Annotated in this window: 20 protein-coding genes and 1 pseudogene; 10 read left to right on the forward strand and 11 right to left on the reverse strand. The window is 63.8% G+C overall.

Annotation, left to right across the window (positions count from 1 at the left end; all coding sequences use genetic code 11):
• Positions 1 to 25: 25 nt before the first annotated feature.
• A complete protein-coding gene (locus ACSBQQ_RS11345; protein WP_033646934.1) occupies positions 26 to 937 on the reverse strand; it encodes a LysR substrate-binding domain-containing protein in 912 nt (303 codons plus the stop codon).
• 140 nt (positions 938 to 1077) lie between these two features.
• Here ACSBQQ_RS11345 and ACSBQQ_RS11350 point away from each other — a divergent pair, with 140 nt between their 5' ends.
• From ACSBQQ_RS11350 to ACSBQQ_RS11360, 3 genes are read left to right on the forward strand one after another with little or no spacing between them, the layout of a single operon-like run.
• Entirely contained in the window at positions 1078 to 1722 is a 645-nt protein-coding gene (locus ACSBQQ_RS11350; protein WP_033637618.1) for a hydrolase, read from the forward strand.
• 48 nt (positions 1723 to 1770) lie between these two features.
• On the forward strand, positions 1771 to 2316 hold the full coding sequence (locus ACSBQQ_RS11355) for an antibiotic biosynthesis monooxygenase (protein ID WP_060428296.1): 546 nt from the start codon (positions 1771 to 1773) through the stop codon (positions 2314 to 2316).
• Positions 2317 to 2337: 21 nt separating this feature from the next.
• On the forward strand, positions 2338 to 4209 hold the full coding sequence (locus ACSBQQ_RS11360; RefSeq protein WP_060428294.1) for an amidohydrolase: 1872 nt from the start codon (positions 2338 to 2340) through the stop codon (positions 4207 to 4209).
• Positions 4210 to 4311: 102 nt separating this feature from the next.
• On the opposite strand, the gene ACSBQQ_RS11365 is transcribed toward ACSBQQ_RS11360, so the two are convergent.
• The 3 genes from ACSBQQ_RS11365 to ACSBQQ_RS11375 all read right to left on the reverse strand — a co-directional run bounded on the left by ACSBQQ_RS11365 (position 4312) and on the right by ACSBQQ_RS11375 (position 6485).
• Positions 4312 to 5442, reverse strand: a complete 1131-nt coding sequence (locus tag ACSBQQ_RS11365; protein ID WP_060428292.1) for a Gfo/Idh/MocA family protein — start codon at positions 5440 to 5442, stop codon at positions 4312 to 4314.
• A gap of 227 nt (positions 5443 to 5669) precedes the next feature.
• A complete protein-coding gene (locus ACSBQQ_RS11370) occupies positions 5670 to 6293 on the reverse strand; it encodes a glutathione S-transferase family protein (RefSeq protein ID WP_060428290.1) in 624 nt (207 codons plus the stop codon).
• Positions 6294 to 6302: 9 nt separating this feature from the next.
• A complete protein-coding gene (locus ACSBQQ_RS11375) occupies positions 6303 to 6485 on the reverse strand; it encodes a DUF1127 domain-containing protein (protein ID WP_033637613.1) in 183 nt (60 codons plus the stop codon).
• Between the two features lie 180 nt (positions 6486 to 6665).
• Between ACSBQQ_RS11375 and ACSBQQ_RS11380 the strand changes: the two genes are divergently transcribed.
• A complete protein-coding gene (locus ACSBQQ_RS11380) occupies positions 6666 to 8105 on the forward strand; it encodes a PLP-dependent aminotransferase family protein (RefSeq protein ID WP_033646949.1) in 1440 nt (479 codons plus the stop codon).
• On the opposite strand, the gene ACSBQQ_RS11385 is transcribed toward ACSBQQ_RS11380, so the two are convergent.
• Entirely contained in the window at positions 8093 to 8515 is a 423-nt protein-coding gene (locus ACSBQQ_RS11385) for an NUDIX hydrolase (RefSeq protein WP_043146947.1), read from the reverse strand. The two genes, ACSBQQ_RS11380 and ACSBQQ_RS11385, sit on opposite strands and share 13 nt — an antisense overlap.
• 102 nt (positions 8516 to 8617) lie before the next feature.
• On the opposite strand from ACSBQQ_RS11385, the gene sseA reads away from it, so the two are divergent.
• Positions 8618 to 9463, forward strand: a complete 846-nt coding sequence (sseA, locus tag ACSBQQ_RS11390; RefSeq protein WP_060428287.1) for a 3-mercaptopyruvate sulfurtransferase — start codon at positions 8618 to 8620, stop codon at positions 9461 to 9463.
• Here the strand turns inward: sseA and ACSBQQ_RS11395 are convergent.
• Positions 9460 to 10329 carry a LysR substrate-binding domain-containing protein gene (locus tag ACSBQQ_RS11395; protein ID WP_060428285.1) on the reverse strand — a complete coding sequence of 290 codons (870 nt, stop codon included), beginning with the start codon at positions 10327 to 10329 and terminating at the stop codon, positions 9460 to 9462. The genes sseA and ACSBQQ_RS11395 overlap by 4 nt on opposite strands.
• Before the next feature lie 123 nt (positions 10330 to 10452).
• Between ACSBQQ_RS11395 and ACSBQQ_RS11400 the strand changes: the two are divergent.
• The 3 genes and pseudogenes from ACSBQQ_RS11400 to ACSBQQ_RS11410 all read left to right on the forward strand — a co-directional run.
• Positions 10453 to 10593 (forward strand): annotated as a pseudogene (locus ACSBQQ_RS11400) (DUF4865 family protein); the annotation flags it as partial.
• 77 nt (positions 10594 to 10670) lie between these two features.
• Complete coding sequence (locus tag ACSBQQ_RS11405) at positions 10671 to 11888, forward strand: FAD-dependent oxidoreductase (protein ID WP_043146941.1); 1218 nt, start codon at positions 10671 to 10673, stop codon at positions 11886 to 11888.
• A 41-nt stretch (positions 11889 to 11929) separates the two neighbouring features.
• Positions 11930 to 12442, forward strand: coding sequence for a GNAT family N-acetyltransferase (locus tag ACSBQQ_RS11410; protein ID WP_435013033.1), 513 nt, complete (start codon positions 11930 to 11932; stop codon positions 12440 to 12442).
• Positions 12443 to 12464: 22 nt separating this feature from the next.
• On the opposite strand, the gene ACSBQQ_RS11415 is transcribed toward ACSBQQ_RS11410, so the two are convergent.
• Entirely contained in the window at positions 12465 to 12977 is a 513-nt protein-coding gene (locus ACSBQQ_RS11415) for a DUF2165 family protein (protein ID WP_060418338.1), read from the reverse strand.
• A gap of 135 nt (positions 12978 to 13112) precedes the next feature.
• Between ACSBQQ_RS11415 and ACSBQQ_RS11420 the strand changes: the two genes are divergently transcribed.
• A complete protein-coding gene (locus ACSBQQ_RS11420; RefSeq protein ID WP_033646967.1) occupies positions 13113 to 13376 on the forward strand; it encodes a type II toxin-antitoxin system ParD family antitoxin in 264 nt (87 codons plus the stop codon).
• Between the two features lie 25 nt (positions 13377 to 13401).
• Complete coding sequence (locus tag ACSBQQ_RS11425; protein ID WP_060428284.1) at positions 13402 to 13659, forward strand: type II toxin-antitoxin system RelE/ParE family toxin; 258 nt, start codon at positions 13402 to 13404, stop codon at positions 13657 to 13659.
• Positions 13660 to 13666: 7 nt separating this feature from the next.
• Here the strand turns inward: ACSBQQ_RS11425 and urtE are convergent, their stop codons facing one another.
• From urtE to urtB, 4 genes are read right to left on the reverse strand one after another with little or no spacing between them, the layout of a single operon-like run.
• Complete coding sequence (urtE, locus tag ACSBQQ_RS11430; protein ID WP_060387435.1) at positions 13667 to 14365, reverse strand: urea ABC transporter ATP-binding subunit UrtE; 699 nt, start codon at positions 14363 to 14365, stop codon at positions 13667 to 13669.
• Between the two features lie 12 nt (positions 14366 to 14377).
• Positions 14378 to 15184, reverse strand: coding sequence for an urea ABC transporter ATP-binding protein UrtD (gene urtD, locus ACSBQQ_RS11435; RefSeq protein ID WP_015377102.1), 807 nt, complete (start codon positions 15182 to 15184; stop codon positions 14378 to 14380).
• Positions 15181 to 16257 carry an urea ABC transporter permease subunit UrtC gene (urtC, locus tag ACSBQQ_RS11440; RefSeq protein WP_033637598.1) on the reverse strand — a complete coding sequence of 359 codons (1077 nt, stop codon included), beginning with the start codon at positions 16255 to 16257 and terminating at the stop codon, positions 15181 to 15183. Before urtC ends, urtD begins: the two co-directional genes overlap by 4 nt.
• On the reverse strand, positions 16257 to 17837 hold the full coding sequence (gene urtB / locus ACSBQQ_RS11445) for an urea ABC transporter permease subunit UrtB (RefSeq protein ID WP_060418335.1): 1581 nt from the start codon (positions 17835 to 17837) through the stop codon (positions 16257 to 16259). The genes urtC and urtB overlap by 1 nt, the downstream gene beginning before the upstream one ends.
• Between the last annotated feature and the right edge of the window lie 26 nt (positions 17838 to 17863).

Genomic DNA, 17863 nt, shown 5'->3' on the forward strand with positions numbered 1-17863 from the left:
GTTGTTAATCCTTATATGACGGCGATCACTGCGCCGCCGGGTAAGCCTCGCCGTCATCCGCGTAACGCTGCAGCCGCTCGCGCCACCACTTGGCCGCCAGACCGCTGGCGCTTTCCCGCCAGCCGAAATAGGCAACGTCGCTGCAGCGCTCAGATTCAACGCGTTTCGCCACCAGTTCGCCGCTGTTCAGGTAAGGTTCCGCCAGAGAACGCGGCAGATAGCCGCAGCCCAGCCCGGCCAACTGCGCCTGCAGCTTGGCGTCGAAGCCGAAGACCGTCAGCGTATCCTGTTCTTCCAGCAGGTTCAGGCTCTGCGGCGCGTTGACCCGCGAGGTATCGCGCACCACCACCGCCCGGTGCTGACGGATCTCATCTTTCGGCAACGGTTCCGGCAGCGCCGCCAGCGGATGCTGTGGCGCGACGGCGAACACGTAATCCAACTGCCCCAGGCGGCTGAACGCATAACCCACCCGCGACGGCGGCTCGCAGATGGCGCCGATGATAATGTCGGCGCAGCCGTAAACCAGCGATTCCCAGGAGCCGGCCAGCACCTCGTGGCTGAAACGCAGCCGGGTATGATGATGCTGCCGATAGAACTCGTCGATCAGCGGCAACAGGCGGGCAAACGGGAAGGAGGCATCGATCCCGAGCGTGATCTCGCTTTCCCAGCCGTTCTCCACGTAGCGCGCCTGCTGCTCCAGATCCTGCGCCGCCCGCAGCAGCACCCGCCCTTTTTCCAGCATCAGCTTGCCGGTATCGGTGAACTTCGCCCGGTGGCCGGAGCGATCCAGCAGGGTGATGTCGAGATCGTTCTCCAGCTTTTGCACCATATAGCTGAGTGCCGAAGGGGTTTTAAACAGTGCGGCGGCCGCGGCGGCGAAAGATCCGTGCCGGTCCAGCGCGTCCAAAATCAGCAGCGCTTCCAGGTTTAATCTCATGCTTTCTCCCGTGTATAAAAAAACTCAACAAGTCGGCAAAAATTCTGCGGTATCTTTGAAATCGCCCTCTGCCTACCATGCGTTTTATCGGCGTTACACTCATCAGATGTTCAACCGAAATATCACTGGGAAGGTAAATTATGTCCAAGTTTCAACTACTTGATAAAGACAACTCCGCACTGATTTTTATCGACCATCAACCGCAAATGGCCTTCGGCGTGGCTAATATTGATCGTCAGCAACTGAAAAACAACGTTGTTGGTTTGGCGAAGGCGGGCAAGATTTTCAACGTGCCAACCCTTTTCACCTCGGTAGAAACCGAAAGCTTCAGCGGCTATATCTGGCCGGAACTGCTGGCGGTACACCCGGAAATCACCCCGATTGAACGCACCTCGATGAACTCCTGGGAAGACGCGGCCTTCGTTAAAGCCGTGGAAGCCACCGGCCGCAAAAAGCTGGTGATCTCCGCGCTGTGGACCGAAGTGTGCCTGACCTTCCCGGCGCTGATGGCGCTGGAAGCCGGCTATGAAGTGTATGTGGTGACCGACACCTCCGGCGGCACCTCCGTCGATGCGCACGAGCGCTCGATCGATCGCATGGTGCAGGCCGGCGCCGTGCCGGTGACCTGGCAGCAGGTGCTGCTGGAGTATCAGCGCGACTGGGCGCGCAAAGACACCTACGACGCGGTGATGGCGCTGGTGCGCGAACACAGCGGCGCGTACGGCATGGGCGTCGACTACGCTTACACCATGGTGCACCACGCACCGGCCCGCACGCTGAAATAATTCCCCTTACCCCGGCTCCGCGCCGGGGTATTTTCAGGAGTCGGTTTTATGGCCCATCCGCAGCATGTCACGCTGGTGATCACCCACCGTTTGGCACCGGGGAACGAGCAGGCCTATGAGGCCTGGCTGAACCGCATCATGCCGGACGCCGCGGGCTTCACCGGCCATTTGGGCGTCAACGTCATCCGCCCTTCCGGCGACGAGCAGGCCTATACGGTGCTGGTTCGCTTCGACAACCTCGACAATCTGTACCGCTGGATCCACTCGCCGCTGCGCAAGCAATACATCGAAGAGGTCACCCCGCTGCTGCTGGAGAACGACCATATCGAGATCCGCCCCGGCGCAGAGTTCTGGTTTACCCCACCCAACCCCGGCGTGCGCCAGCCGCCCCAGTGGAAGCAGTTCATCATCACCCTGCTGGTGATCTTCCCTTCCACCAATCTGGTGCCCTGGTTTTGGGGGCTGGCACTGCCGCAGCTGAACGGCACGCTGCTCGGCCATTTTCTCAATGACGCCACCGTGGTCGCCCTGGTGGTGTACCTGTGGATGCCTATCGTGACCCGCGTTTTTCATCAATGGCTGACCCGCCGCTAGGCGGTTCGCCGGGAGAATGTTATGAACCACCACGCTTCATTGATCATCACCAACGGCAAGTTTCACACCGTCGATCGCCAAAATCCCACCGCACAGGCGGTCGCCATCCGCGACGGCAAATTTCTGGCGGTCGGCAGCGAAAGCGAAGTCATGCAGCACGCCGGGCCGGAAACCCAGGTGATCGACCTACACGGCCACACCGCCATTCCGGGCCTGAACGACTCGCACCTGCACCTGATCCGCGGTGGCCTGAACTATAACCTGGAGCTGCGCTGGGAAGGCGTGCCTTCGCTGGTCGACGCGCTGCGCATGTTGAAAGAACAGGCGCTGCGCACGCCGAACCCGCAGTGGGTGCGGGTGGTCGGCGGCTGGACCGAATTCCAGTTCGCCGAGCGCCGCATGCCGACGCTCGACGAAATCAACCAGGCGGCGCCGGACACGCCGGTGTTCATTCTGCACCTCTACGATCGCGCGCTGCTCAACCGCGCGGCGCTGAAGGTAGTCGGCTACACCAAAGACACGCCGACCCCGCCGGGCGGCGAGATCCAGCGCGACGCCAACGGCAACCCGACCGGCATGCTGATCGCCAAGCCCAACGCCATGATCCTGTACGCCACGCTGGCGAAAGGGCCGAAGCTGCCGCTGGAGCAGCAGGTCAACTCCACTCGCCAGTTTATGCGCGAGCTGAACCGTCTGGGTCTCACCAGTGCCATCGACGCCGGCGGCGGCTTCCAGAACTACCCGGAGGATTATCAGGTGATCGCCGAGCTGCACGAGAAAAAGCAGCTGACCATTCGCATCGCCTATAACCTGTTCACCCAGCGGCCGAAGCAGGAGCTGGAAGACTTCGAGCTGTGGACCGACATGCTCAAGCCGGGCCAGGGCACCGACTTTTATCGCCACAACGGCGCCGGCGAGATGCTGGTGTTCTCCGCCGCCGACTTCGAAGACTTCCTGCAGCCGCGCCCGGACCTGCCGCCGGGCACCGAGGACGAGCTGGAGCGGGTGGTGCGCCATCTGGTCGAGCACCGCTGGCCGTTCCGCCTGCACGCCACCTATGACGAATCCATCAGCCGCATGCTGGACGTGTTCGAGAAGGTGAACCGCGACATTCCGTTCAACGGGCTGCACTGGCTGTTCGACCACGCCGAAACCATTACCGAGCGCAATATCGAACGGGTCAAGGCATTGGGCGGCGGCATTGCGGTGCAGCACCGCATGGCGTTCCAGGGCGAATATTTCGCTGACCGCTACGGCATCGAAGCCACCAAACACACGCCGCCGGTAGCGAAAATGCTGGCGGCCGAGCTGCCGGTCGGGCTGGGCACCGACGCCACCCGCGTCGCCAGCTACAACCCGTGGACGGCGCTGTACTGGCTGGTTTCCGGCCGCACCGTCGGCGGCATGGCGATGTACGACGACAGTGCCCGGCTGGATCGCGAAACGGCGCTGATGCTGTGGACGCAAGGCAGCGCCTGGTTCTCCACCGAGCAGGGCAAGAAAGGCCAGATCAAGGTCGGCCAACTGGCGGATGTGGCGGTGCTGTCGCAGGACTATTTCAGCGTGCCGGAAGAGCAGATCAAAGGCATTGAGTCGGTAATGACGGTGGTGGACGGCAAGGTGGTCTACGCCGCCGGCAGCTTCTCGCCGCTGGCGCCGCCGCCGCTGCCGGTGCTGCCGGAGTGGTCGCCGGTCACCCAGGTGCCGGGCCACTACCGTTCCGCGCCGCCGTCGGCGGCGGCCAGAGTCGGCGTGCTGAGCCAGGCGCACCAATGCTGCGGCCCGTGCGGCGTACACGCGCACCAGCATGACATCGCGCGCCGCTCCAGCATCCCGGTGTCGGATGAAAACGCCTTCTGGGGCGCGTTCGGCTGTTCGTGCTTCTCGTTCTAAGTTGCCAGGCAAACAACTTATTATGTAACTAGCTTAATAAGATATTAAGTTAGCAACATAGCAAACTAATGGCGCTGCCCACGGGAGAGCGCCATTTCATTTTCAATCGCGGTTGGTCTCCAGCCAGCGCCGCTGCTCGGCGGAGGCGGCTATCGCATCCAGCACGCAGGACACCTTCCAGCCTTCTTCAAAGTCCGGCCACATGCGATCGCCCGCGGAGATGCCGTTGACCAGATCGCGGATCTCCACCGTCTTCTGATCGTTAAAGCCGATGCCGTGCCCGGCGCTGATGCAGAACGCCGCGTAGTCCGGGTGCTTCGGCCCCACCAGCAGCGTCTTGAACCCCTGCCGCTCCGCCGGCTCATCGTGCCGATACAGCTTCAGCTCCGCCATCCGCTCCTGGGTATAGCTCAGCGTGCCCTTGGTGCCGGTGACCACATAGGTCAGCCCCATCTTGCGCCCGCAGGCAATGCGCGAGGTTTCGATAGTGCCCATCGCCCCGCCGGCGAAGCGCAGCAGCGCGCCGGCCTGATCTTCGTTTTCCACCGGCAACAGGCGCGCCGGGTCTTGCGGGTCCGGGCGCTGTTTGATCACCGTTTGCATATCGCCACAGACCGCCACGATGTCGCCCACCAGGTAGTGCGCCATGTTGACGATGTGCGCCGCCAGATCCCCCAGCGCGCCCAGCCCGGCGCTGGCGCGGCGGCAGTGCCAGTCGAGCGGCGTGCGCGGGTCGGCCAGATAATCCTCATTGTGGGTGCCGTAAAAATGCACCACCTCGCCGATTTCACCGTTGGCGATGATCTCGCGCGCCAGCTGGCTGGTCGGGTTCTTCATGTAGTTGAAACCGACCAGCGTTTTCACGCCCTTGGCGCGGGCGGCCTGCACCATCTCCGCCGCGTCGGCGGCGTCCAGCGCCAGCGGCTTTTCCGAATACACGTGCTTGCCGTGGCGGATCGCCTCCAGCGCCATCTCTTTGTGCAAGAAGTTGGGCGCGCAGATGTCCACCACGTCGATCGCCGGATCGGCCACCAGCTGCCGCCAATCGCCGGTCGAGCGCGCAAAGCCGAACTCGGTTGCGCGCTGCGCCGCCAGCTCGGGCGTCACTTCCGCCAGCATCTCCAGCACCAGCTCCCCTTTCAGAGGAAAGACCGTGGCGGCCTGCGCATAGGCGATGGCGTGACAACGCCCGATATAGCCGGTGCCGATTAACCCAACGCGTACCTGTTTCATCATTTTCTCCCGTGATCGAAATCCTGTGTAGAACCAGGCGCCGCTCAATGAAACGCGCCGGCTGATAACAGGTTTATATGGAATTTAAATTTCAACAACAAGAAAAAAGGAAAATAAAGTTCACATTCGTGATGCCGTTCATGAAACATTGACGGGATGATGCAACGGGAAAGCCCGGATACGGCTTGCCGTATCCGGACGAGATAAAATGAACCGTTTATTTCATATCAAGGTAAACCGTTGGCGCCATGCTGCACGTAGCCAGGGCGTTGCAGCAGGCGCTGCTGATAGGCCGCCAGCGCCGCATAATTCGGCCGCTCGAACGGCGTCATCAGCCAGCGATTCAGCGACAGCCCCAGCACCACGTCCGCCAGCGTGAAGGCCGCGCCGGCGGTATAAGGGCCGTGCTGCGCCAAATGCTTGTCCAGCAGCCCCATCAGCCTATTCCACTCACGCTCGGCGGCGGCCAGGCTGGCGGCATCCTGATAATCCGCATGCCCGCGCACCCGCGACATGAACACATAGCGCCAGGCGCCGTTCAGATCGGTGGCCTGCCAGTCCATCCACATCTCCACCGCCGCGCGCGCGCCGGGTTCCTGCGGCAGCAGATCGCGGCGCCCTTCCCGTCCGGCCAGGTAGCGGCAGATGGTGTTCGACTCCCACAGCACCCGCTCGCCGTCGATCAGCACCGGCACCAGGCCGTTGGGATTCAGTGCCAGAAACACCGGCTCCTGCGTGGAGCGAAAGCCGCTGCCCCAGTCCTCCCGCGCCAGCGGCAACCCCAGCTCCTGGCAGGTCCACAATACCTTGCGCACGTTGATCGATGAGGCTTTGCCCAATAATTTCAGCATTCGCTTTCCTTACCCTCTCCAGAACGGTTTATCGCCTTCGCGCCGCGCATCCGCCCGCGTCAGGCCGATATCCGCCAATTGCCTGTCGTTCAGCAGCAGTAACTCTCTGCGCGTACTGCGGCGCAACAAATACCAACGCCAGCGTGACCAGCCTACCCGTCGCCACGTCGTCATGCCATCAAACAGTGCCATGTTGTTATTCTCCCTGCTGTTTTTGCGTTGCAGTCATCATGCTCGCCGGGAGAAAAACAATACAGATTCACGCTGGCGCTATTTTTTTCATACAGCTGCGCCAAAAAAACCGCTGAATGGTTTACTTTGAAAGCATCTGTACCGGTTTTTTAATCCTGCATCCCAATAAGAGGCCTCTGTATGACACGCTACGCCACTCTGGCCGCCATTCTCAGCCAACGCATTCAGCAAGGGCTGTATCCCGCCGGCCATCGCCTGCCTTCGGTGCGCGCGCTGAGCCAGGAGCACGGCGTCAGCATCAGCACGGTGCAGCAAGCCTACCGGCTGCTGGAAGAACAGCGCCTGGTGGAGGCGCGGCCGAAGTCGGGCTACTTCGTGCATACGCGGCGCGCGCAGGCCGAGCTGCCCGCCATGACGGCGCCGGTGCAGCGGCCGGTGGACATTTCGCAATGGGAGCAGGTGCTGGAGCTGGTGCGCAGCCGGCCGCGCGAGGGCCTGATCCAGCTGGGGCGCGGCATGCCGGATATCGCCGAGCCGACGATGAAACCGCTGATCGTCGCCCTGCGCAACGCCGCCCGCCACGGCGATCTGCGCAGCCTGTATTACGACAGCATTCAGGGCGTGGCCGCGCTGCGCGAGCAGGTCGCCCGCCTGCTGCTGGATTCCGGCTGCCAAATCGGCCCCGATCAGTTGCTGATCACCACCGGCTGCCAGGAGGCGATCTCCGCCGGGCTGCGCGCCGTTTGCCAACCCGGCGACATCGTGGCGGTCGATTCGCCCTGCTTCCACGGCACCATGCAGACGCTGAAGGGCCTGGGCATCAAGGCGCTGGAAATCCCCACCGATCCGCTCACCGGCGTCAGCCTGGCGGCGCTGGAGATGGCGCTGGAACAGTGGCCGATCAAAGCGATTCTGCTGACGCCCAACTGCAACAATCCGCTGGGCTACATCATGCCCGACGCCCACAAACAGCGGTTGCTGACGCTGGCGCAGCGCCACGACGCGGCGATCATCGAGGACGACGTCTACGGCGACATCGCCTATCACTACCCGCGGCCGCGCACCATCAAGTCGTTCGACGAAGACGGCCGCGTGCTGCTGTGCAGCTCGTTTTCCAAAACGCTGGCGCCGGGGCTGCGGGTGGGCTGGATCGCGCCCGGCCGCTACCTGGAGCGGGTGCTGCACATGAAGTTCATCGGCTCCGGCGCCACCGCCACCCAGCCGCAGCTGGCGATCGCCGAATTCATCCGCGGCGGGCACTATCTGCAGCACCTGCGGCGCATGCGCGCCCGCTACCAGCAGAACCGCGATCGCATGACCGACCTTATCCTGAAACACTTCCCGGCCGGCACCCGCGTCAGCCGGCCGCGCGGCGGCTTTATGCTGTGGATCGAACTGGACGAGGCGTTCGACACCCTGCGGCTGAACCGCCATCTCGAGCAGCAGGGCGTGCAGATCGCCGTCGGCAGCATCTTTTCCGCCGCCGGCAAATACCGCAACTGCCTGCGCATCAACTATGCGCCGAAGCTGACGGCGGAGATCGAACAGGCGGTGCAGCGGGTCGGCGCCACCATCCAGGCACTGATGCCGAGCGGCGTGCTGCAACCTCAGGCGGACTGAAGCCAATACACCGCCACCCGGCGGCGCAGATGCCCGATGCCCTGCGGGTGGTGAATAAACTGCTCTACCGGCATCATTCGCCAGCGCTGCCCTTCATCGCCAAAGCGAATGGCGGCGATCTGCGCCGGGGTGATCACTCCGGCCATAAACCAGGTCGGCGGGTAGCCGGGCTGAATACCGTCGTAACGCCGCTGCCAGACAACCTGGCGTTCGGCGAGCAACACCCCAAACTCTTCCTGCGTTTCCCGCAGCACGCACTGCAGCGGCGTCTCGCCGTTTTCCCGCCCGCCGCCGGGCAGATCCCACATCCCGGGCCACGGAATGCCCGGCTTGTCGTCCCGTTGGTAAACCAGCAGGCGGCCGTCGCACAGCAGCGCGATCTTGGCCCCGTCAAACGCCCGATCCGTCATGTTTTCCGTCTCCCGCCCATACCGTTGCCTGAACATCATACTCCATCCCGGCACGGCCTGGTGTATAGTGAAAATCCGTTTTCACAACAGGCGAACAATACGATGAATTCTCCGTTTCTGGTGACCCCTCAATGGCTTGCGCAACATATCAACGATGAAAATCTGGTGGTGATCGACGTCCGGATGTCGCCGGTGGGGCTGACGCCGAAGAAAGATATGCTTGCCGAGTTCGAACGCGGCCATATCCCAGGCGCGGTCTATTTCGATATCGACGAGGTGGCGGACAAAAACACCGCGCTGCCGCACATGCTGCCGACGGCGGCGGAGTTTGGCGCGGCGGTGGGCAAGCTGGGCATCAGCGAGCGCGATACCCTGGTGATTTACGACGAAGGCAACCAGTTCTCCGCGCCGCGCGGCTGGTGGACTTTCCGCAATTTCGGCGCCGAGCGCGTTTACGTGCTGGACGAAGGGCTGAACGGCTGGACCGCGCAGGGCCAGGCGCTGGCAACCGGCCCGGCGCAGGCTGCCCCGCAGACGTTCAACGCCCGGTTCAACGCCGACGCGGTGGTGGATATGCGGCAAGTGGAGCAGGCGTTAGGCACGCCGGTGCAAATTCTCGACGCGCGCGCCGCGCCGCGCTTTTATGCCGAAGCGCCGGAGCCGCGCCCCGGCCTGCACCGCGGCCATATTCCCGGCAGCATCAACATTCCGTACGGCGAGCTGCTGGAAAACGGCCGCTTCAAATCGCTGGAGGCGCTGCGCCAAACATTCAACGACAAGGGGGTGGATATCAACGGCCCGATCATCACCAGCTGCGGCTCCGGCGTGACGGCGGCGGTGCTGGCGTTCGGCCTGCTGTCGCTCGGCGCGCCGCAGGTCAAGCTGTATGACGGCGCCTGGAGCGAATGGGGCCAGCTGAGCGGCAAGCAGCCGATCGCCCAAGATTAAGTTTCGATCCGCTCGACCACGATCTGCGCCAGCCGCTGCACGGCGGCCGAAGGCTGATCCTCGGCGCGGTGCAGCACCACGCCGAGCTGGCCGAGAGCGGGCAGCAGATCGGGGGCCAGCGGCGCCAGGCCGGGCGGCAAACCCGCCGCCGTGCGCACCGTGACGCCCAATCCGGCGCTCACCGCCGCCCACACGCCGTTCAGGCTGCGGCTGGTAAAGGCGATGCGCCAGGGTATGCCGACGCGATCCAGCGCCTGCGTCGCCGCGCTGCGCATCAGGCAAGGCGCGTCAAACATCACCAACGGCAACGGCTCATCCCCTTCTCGCCAGGGCGCCAGCGCGAAGCCGGGCGAGGCGATCCAGTGCAGCTGCCGCTGCCCCAGCGCCAGATTAAACGGCGTGCTCAAACCGCCATCCCACGCCAGCGACAGATCCAGTTGACCTTTCAGCACCCAGTCGATCAGCTCGGCATTGCGCGCGATGCGCGCCTCGATGCGCACCTTCGGATTGGCGCGCGCGAAGCTGCCCAACACCTGCGGCAGAAACGTCTCGCCGAAATCCTCCTGCAGCCCCAGCCGCACCGTGCCCTGCAAATCCAACCCGCGCACCGCGGCGGCGGCTTCGTCATTGAGCTCCAGCAGGCGGCGCGCGTAACCGAGCAGCGTTTCCCCCGCCTCGGTCATCACCATGCCGCGCCCGGCCTTGCGCAGGATCGGCGCGCCGAGCTGCTGTTCCAGCTTTTTCAGGTGAGCGCTGACCGCCGACGTCGAACGCCCCAGCCGTTCAGCCGCCTTGGCGAAGCTGCCCAGCTCGACGCCGGTGACGAAGCTGCGCAAATCCTCGAGATCGAACGTTATTCGCCTCATGCTGACCATCCTGATTTTCTGAACCATCGATAAAAATAATACCGATTTTACTGATAAAGATGGCGTGTCACGCTCTCCCGGTCAACGTCTTTGCGGAGAATCCTTATGCTCGCGATGCCGCAGCCCGCCAAGTGGCGGTTAGTGCGGCTGGATTTATGGCGTGAACCGCCGTAGGCACAGCCGCACAACGGCCAGCTGTTCCGCGTCGGCCATCTGTCCGCCCCCTTTGACCACACTGCGCCGCGGGTTGACAGCCAAACTTGATATTGATAATCATTATCAACATTAAACCATTCACTTGCGGCTCGCGGGATGCGGGCCGCTCTCCGGGGTCAACCGCCATGCCGTCATCACCGATCACACCGTACGCCACCACCTGCTGCATCGTGGGGGGCGGCCCCGCCGGGCTGATGCTCGGCTATCTGCTGGCGCGGGCGGGGATCGACGTGACGGTGCTGGAGAAGCACGCCGACTTCCTGCGCGATTTTCGCGGTGACACCATTCACCCGTCGACGCTGGAAGTCATGCACCAGCTGGGCCTGCTCGACGAACTGCTGGCGCTGCCGCACCAGCGCGCCGAATCCCTGCACGCCGAAGTCGCCGGGCGCGACATTAAGCTGGCGGATTTCACTCGCCTGCCGACGCGCTGCAAATTTATCGCCTTTATGCCGCAGTGGGAGTTCCTCAACTTTTTGGCGCAGCAGGCCGCCGCGTTCCCCCATTTCAGGCTGCTCACCTCGACGCAGGTTCATAAGCTGCTCTACGACCGCGGCCAGGTATGCGGCGTGCTGGCCGACACGCCGGAAGGCCCGATCCGCGTGCGCAGCCAGCTGGTGATCGGCACCGACGGCCGCAACTCGGTGGTGCGCGAGCAGGCGGCGCTCAGCAGCCGCTCCTTCGGCGCCCCTCGCGACGTCTTGTGGATGAAGCTCAGCAAGCAACCGGGCGATCCGGCCTGGTCGATGGGCCATACCGGGCCGAAGCAGAACTTCATCATGATCGACCGCGGCGACTACTGGCAGTGCGGCTACTCGATCGATAAAGGCAGCTTCGACGCGATCCGCCGCAGCGGCCTGGAGAAATTTTTGCTGCACCTCGCCGAGGTGGCGCCATTCCAGGACGATCGCCTGCAGGAGATCGTCGAGTGGGATCAGGTGAAGCTGCTGAGCATCCGCATCGATCGTCTGGATAGCTGGGCCAAACCGGGGGTGCTGTGCATCGGCGACGCCGCGCACGCCATGTCGCCGATCGGCGGCGTGGGCGTCAACCTGGCGATTCAGGACGCGGTGGCCGCCGCCAACGCCCTGATCCCGCCGCTGCGCCAGCATCGGCTGCAGCTGAAGCATCTGCTGAGCGTGCAGCGCCGGCGCGAATTCCCCACCCGGGCCATCCAGTTTTTGCAGATCAAAATGAGCCAGCGCAAGCCGGGCGAACGCCGCGCGGCGGGCGGTTCGCGCCTGATCGCCCGCGTCGGCAACAGCCGCTGGTTGCCGCGCCTGTTCGGCCGCATCATCGGCCTGGGTTTTCGCCGCGAAACGCCGCGGCATCTTGAAAGTTAACCCGCTATACTCATCGGTTCCCGCTTCGATGAGGTTCATTCATGTTCACCGTCCGTCAGGCATTGCTGGAAGATTTAACCCAGGTGCGCGATATCGGCATCCGCACCTATCGCGCGCACTTCGGTGAGCTGTGGCGTTACCCGCACGAGCTGGAGGCCTTTCTGGCCGAGGATTTTGCCGTCTCCGCGTTGGAACGGACGCTGCGCGATCCCGACGTGTGCTGGCTGTTGGCCTATGAGGATGACGCCCTGGTCGGCTATGCGCGGCTCAACGTCGACAGCTTGCTGGCGCCAACGCAAACCCGCGGCGCAGAGCTGCAGAAAATCTATTTCCTGCCGGGCCATGCCGGCAACGGCTATGGCCAGCGCCTGTTCGAACAGGTGCAGCAGCGGGCCATCGAGCGCCGGCAGAAGACGCTGTGGCTGGAGGTGCTGCAACGCAACGCCGGCGCCCAACGCTTTTATCAGCGCCAGGGATTGAGCATTTGTGGCGAGACCTGCTACACCAGCGCCCAGGGCTCGATAGGCATCTGGTATATGAGCAAGGCGCTGTAACCGCGCCCCGCTCCGCCTTCGTTTAGCGCGGCTCCCGCTGCAGCATCAGGAACAGCAAGGCAAACGCATTGGGCGCCAGGTAGATCAGTGCCCCCAACTGCACCGCCAGCGGATCCTGCTTGGCCTGCCAGGCCATAAACCAGTCGCCGGCGACCACCATAAAGCCGACGCCCCACACCGCGATCGCGCAAAGCGCCCCCAGCATCGCCCAGATTTTGCCCTTGGCGAAGGCGGCGTAAGGGCCTTTAAATCGCCCGATCATCAGCAAAACGCCCGCCGCCGCGAATAGGCCGGCCAGCGTTTCCAGCGTGGTGATGACAGCCAACCCCAACATGCAGGCCCAGTCGGCGCCGATCGCGCGCCACATCAGCCCCGGCGTTTGATAGGTATCCTGCATGGCAAGCAATGGCCCCACCGCGTTGCGCGCGGTGCCGGCGAAATCCGCCGTATTGTTCAACAGGCTGAACAGCCCCCACAGGGCCGGAAACAGGGACAGGACGATGCAACCGAGGCGTGACACAGTGATTTCGTTCATGGGTTATCCTTAATTAATAAACTTGCGGCTTCCGCCATCATGGCGGTGCCGCAGTCGAGATCCTGAGAGTTTGACGTGCACAATGTAAGAACTAATCTTACAATGACGCAGCATAGCCGAAAGTGAGGGGGAACAATGGGCAGAACATTAACGGTTGATCTGGGTGACGAACTGCGTAGCTTCGTCGAAGACCTGGTGGCCAGCGGCGATTACCGCACGCCCAGCGAAGTCATCCGCGAATCCGTGCGCACTTTGCGCGAACGTACCGCCGCCTCAAAACTGGAAGAGCTTAGGCGCCTGATTGCCGAAGGAGAGCACAGCGGCGAAGCCGTCGAATGGGATCGTGATGTGTTCATGGAAAGAATACGGAGCAAAGCAAAAGGATGCGCAGGAAAGTAACCGTCCGCCCAAAAGCCTTGGCGATATGGAAGAGATCTATTTTTGCGGATTGGCGCACTTTGGCTTACAGGTGGCCGAAGATTATCTGCGCCACCTGCATCAGGCTTTCGATAACCTTAGCCACCCCCAACTCGGCAGAAACATCGATGCAATCGGCCCCGGCCTAGGGGTATTGCCCGTCGCCAACCACCTGATTTATTTTCGTCAGCACAGGCGGGAGGTGAATATCATCAGAGTGCTGAATCACTCCCACGATCCGCTCAGCCGATCCTTTTTCAGCTGATCCAACGTCAAATCGCCACCAGCCCGCGTACGCCGTCCTGTTCCATATTGCTGCCGGCGCCGCGCTGCACGATGCTGCCGCGCGACATCACCAGATAGCTGTCCGCCAGGTCGGCGGCAAAGTCATAGAACTGTTCCACCAGCAGGATCGCCATATCGCCGCGCGCCGCCAGCTGTTTGATCACCGCGCCGATCTCCTTGATCACCGAAGGCTGGATCCCTTCCGTCGGCTCGTCGAGGATCAGCAGCTGCGGCCGGCAGGCCAGCGCCCGGCCGATCGCCAACTGCTGCTGCTGCCCGCCGGAGAGATCGCCGCCGCGCCGATCCTTCATTTGCCGCAGCACCGGAAACAAGTCATAGATCGGATCCGGCACCGTGCGCGCGGCGGCGCCGGAAAAGCGCGCCAGCCCCATCAGCAGATTTTCCTCGACCGTCAGGCGCGGGAAAATCTCCCGCCCCTGCGGCACATAGGCGATGCCCGCCCGCACCCGCTGATGCGGCTTTTTACCGGTGATGGTTTCGCCCTGCCAACGGACGCTGCCGCTGCGCGCCGGAACCAATCCCATCAGGCATTTCAGCAGCGTGGTTTTGCCCACGCCGTTGCGCCCCAGCAGGCAGGTCACCTCGCCAATGCGCGCCTCGAACGACAGGCCGCGCAGAATGTGGCTGCCGCCGTAATATTGATTCAATTCCTCTACCTGCAGCATCGTTACGCCTCCTCAGCGCCCCAGATATACCTCAATCACCCGTTCATCGGCCTGCACCTGCGCCAGCGATCCTTCCGCCAGCACCTGCCCCTGGTGCAGCACCGTCACGCGATCGGCGATGGTTTCCACAAACCCCATATCGTGCTCCACCACCATCAGCGAATGCTTGCCCGCCAGCTCGCGGAACAGTTCGGCGGTGTAGTCGGTTTCGGCGTCGGTCATGCCGGCCGCCGGCTCGTCGAGCAGCAGCAGGTGCGGCTCCTGCACCAGCAGCATGCCGATCTCGAGAAACTGTTTCTGCCCGTGTGACAGCAGCCCGGCGGGCCGGTGGCGTTCATGCCCCAGCCGCAGGGTCTTCAGCATCTCGTCGATGCGGTCGCGCTGTTCGCTGCTCAGGCGGGCGCGCAGGCAGGCCCACACCGACTTGCGGGTTTTCTGCGCGATCTCCAGATTTTCGAACACCGTCAGCGCCTCGAACACCGTCGGTTTTTGAAACTTGCGGCCGATGCCGGCGTGGGCGATCTGCATCGGCGCCAGCCGGGTCAGATCGACGGTCTGATCGTAAAACACCCTGCCGCTGTCCGGCCGGGTCTTGCCGGTGATCACATCCATCAGCGTGGTCTTGCCGGCGCCGTTGGGGCCGATCACGCAGCGCAGTTCGCCGACGCCAATGCGCAGCGACAGATCGGTCAGCGCGCGAAAACCGTCGAAGCTGACGTTGACGTTGTCGAGCTGCAGCACCGGATCGGTTTGCTGCCGGTATTTGTCCGCCGGCAGCGGATGGGTAAACAGTTCGTCGGTCACTTGCATCGCTTTCATGAGGTTTTCCTCCGGCGCAGCAGGCCGATCACCCCTTTGGGCAGAAACAGCGTGACGACGATAAACATCAGGCCGAGGAAGAACTGCCAGTATTCGGGAATGGCCATGGTGAACCAGCTCTTGGCGCCGTTGACGATGCCGGCGCCGAGCAGCGGCCCCACCAGCGTGCCGCGCCCGCCGAGCGCCACCCAGATGGCGGCCTCGATCGAGTTGGTCGGCGACATTTCGCCGGGGTTGATGATGCCGACCTGCGGCACATAGAGCGCGCCGGCCAGCCCGCACAGCACCGCCGACAGCGTCCAGACGAACAGCTTGAAGCCCTTCGGATCGTAGCCGCAGAAGGTCAGCCGGTTTTCCGCATCGCGCACCGCGGTCAGCACCCGGCCGAACTTGCTGCGCGCCAGCGCAAAGCCGATGGCCAGGCTGGCGGCCAGCAGCAGCACCGTCGCCAGGAACAGCGCCACCCGCGTGCCGGCGGCGGTGATGGGAAAGCCGAGCAGCGTGGTGAAACCGGTAAAGCCGTTATTGCCGCCGAAGCCGGTTTCGTTGCGAAAGAACAGCAGCATGCCGGCATAGGTCAGCGCCTGGGTCATGATCGAGAAATACACCCCTTTGATTTTCGAGCGGAAGGCGAAGTAGCCGAACAGGAAAGCCAGCAGGCCCGGCACCAGCACGATCAGGCACAGCGCCCAGGCGAAATGCTGGGTGCCGCTCCAGAACCACGGCAGCTCATTCCAGGAGAGAAACGCCATAAACGCCGGCAGCCCGTCCCCCGCCGCCTGCCGCATCAGGTACATGCCCATGGCGTAGCCGCCGAGCGCGAAGAACAGCCCGTGGCCGAGCGACAGCAGCCCGGCATAGCCCCACACCAGATCGAGCGCCACCGCCACCACCGCGTAGCACAGGATCTTGCCCGCCAGCGTCAGGGTATAGGTAGACACCGCCAGCGGATGATCCGCCGGCAACAGCGTCAAGAACGGCATCACCAGCAGCACCAGCAACGCCAGCGCGCCGATGCTCAACGCCAGCCGGGGCGCTTTCTGCACGCCGGTTACGGTCAATGGTTGGCTCATCAGTCAATCACCCTGCCCTTGAGGGCGAACAGCCCCTGCGGACGCTTTTGAATAAACAGAACGATCAGCACCAGGATCAGGATCTTGCCCAACACGGCGCCGATCTGCGGCTCGAGGATCTTGTTGACGATGCCGAGGCCGAAGGCCGCCGCCACCGTCCCCGCCAGCTGGCCGACGCCGCCGAGCACCACCACCAGGAACGAATCGATGATGTAACCTTGCCCCAGCTCCGGCCCGACGTTGCCCAACTGCGACAGCGCCACCCCGCCGAGCCCGGCGATGCCGGATCCCAACCCGAAGGCCAGCATGTCCACCCGCCCGGTGGGCACGCCGCAGCAGGCCGCCATCGCGCGGTTTTGCGTCACCGCGCGCACGTTCATGCCGAGCCGGGTCTTGTTCAGCAGCAGCCAGGTCAGCGCCAGCACCAACAGCACGAATGCGATCACCGCGATACGGTTCCACGGCAGCACCAGGTTCGGCAGCAGCTGCACGCCGCCCGACAGCCACGCCGGGTTGGCGACCTCGACGTTCTGCGCGCCGAACAGCACCCGCACCAGTTGGATCAGCACCAGGCTGATGCCCCAGGTGGCCAGCAGGGTTTCCAGCGGCCGGCCATACAGGTGGCGGATCACCGTGCGCTCCAGCAGCATGCCGATCCCGGCGGTGATAGCGAACGCCACCGGCAGCGCCGCCAGCGGGTAGAGCGCCAGCCACTGCGGCGCAAACTGCTGAAACAGCCCCTGCACCAGGTAAGCGGAATAGGCGCCGAGCATCAGCATTTCGCCGTGCGCCATATTGATGACGCCGAGCAGGCCGTAGGTGATCGCCAGCCCGAGCGCCGCCAGCAGCAGGATCGAGCCGAGCGACAGGCCGCTGAACGCCTGGCCGAGCAGATCGCCGATCATCAGGCGATGCTGCACCCGCTGCAGGCTGCGTTGCGCCTCGGCGCGCACCGTGGCGTCCGGCTCGTGAGCGGCGTCGGTCAACGCCTGCAGCCGCGCGCGGGTTTCCGGCTCGCCCGATTCCCCCAGCAGCCGCACCGCATTGAAGCGCACCTGCGGGCTGGCGTCGGCCAATTGCAGGTTCGCCAGCGCAATGCTCAGCGCGTCGCGTACCTGCGGGTCTTTCTCCTGCGCCAACCGCCGGGTCAACAGCGGCAACTGCTCGCCCTGCGCTTCGCGCTGCAGCGCGGTCGCCGCCTGCAGCCGCACCGCCGCGTCCGCGCTGACCAGCCGCTGCGCCGACAACGCGTTGGCGATCAGAATGCGCAGCCGGTTGTTCAGCCACACCTTCTTCGGTTCGCCAACCGGGGCCGCCTCGCCCTCGAGCGGCAGATAGCGATCGCCCTGGCGGATAAAGGCGCGCTTCGCCCCGTCGATCGCCACGGTTTCCTGCTGCAGCCCCTGCAGCAGCGGCAGGCGCGCGGCGTCCGGCTCAGCCGCCCAGGCCTGCAGCAACTTGGCCTGCTGCGCACGGTTGGCCGCCGCGAACTCATCGGCCGGCCCGGCCTGCGCCAGCAGGGGCCAGGCGCACAGCAGCCACAGCCCGACGCGCAGAGAGGATAAAAACGGAGATTGCATCAGCTGCCTCTTCTGTTGGGCCGGCG

The sequence above is a fragment of the Serratia sp. G204Y genome (assembly GCF_051172435.1).
In the GTDB taxonomy this organism is placed as follows: Bacteria; Pseudomonadota; Gammaproteobacteria; order Enterobacterales; family Enterobacteriaceae; genus Serratia; species Serratia sarumanii.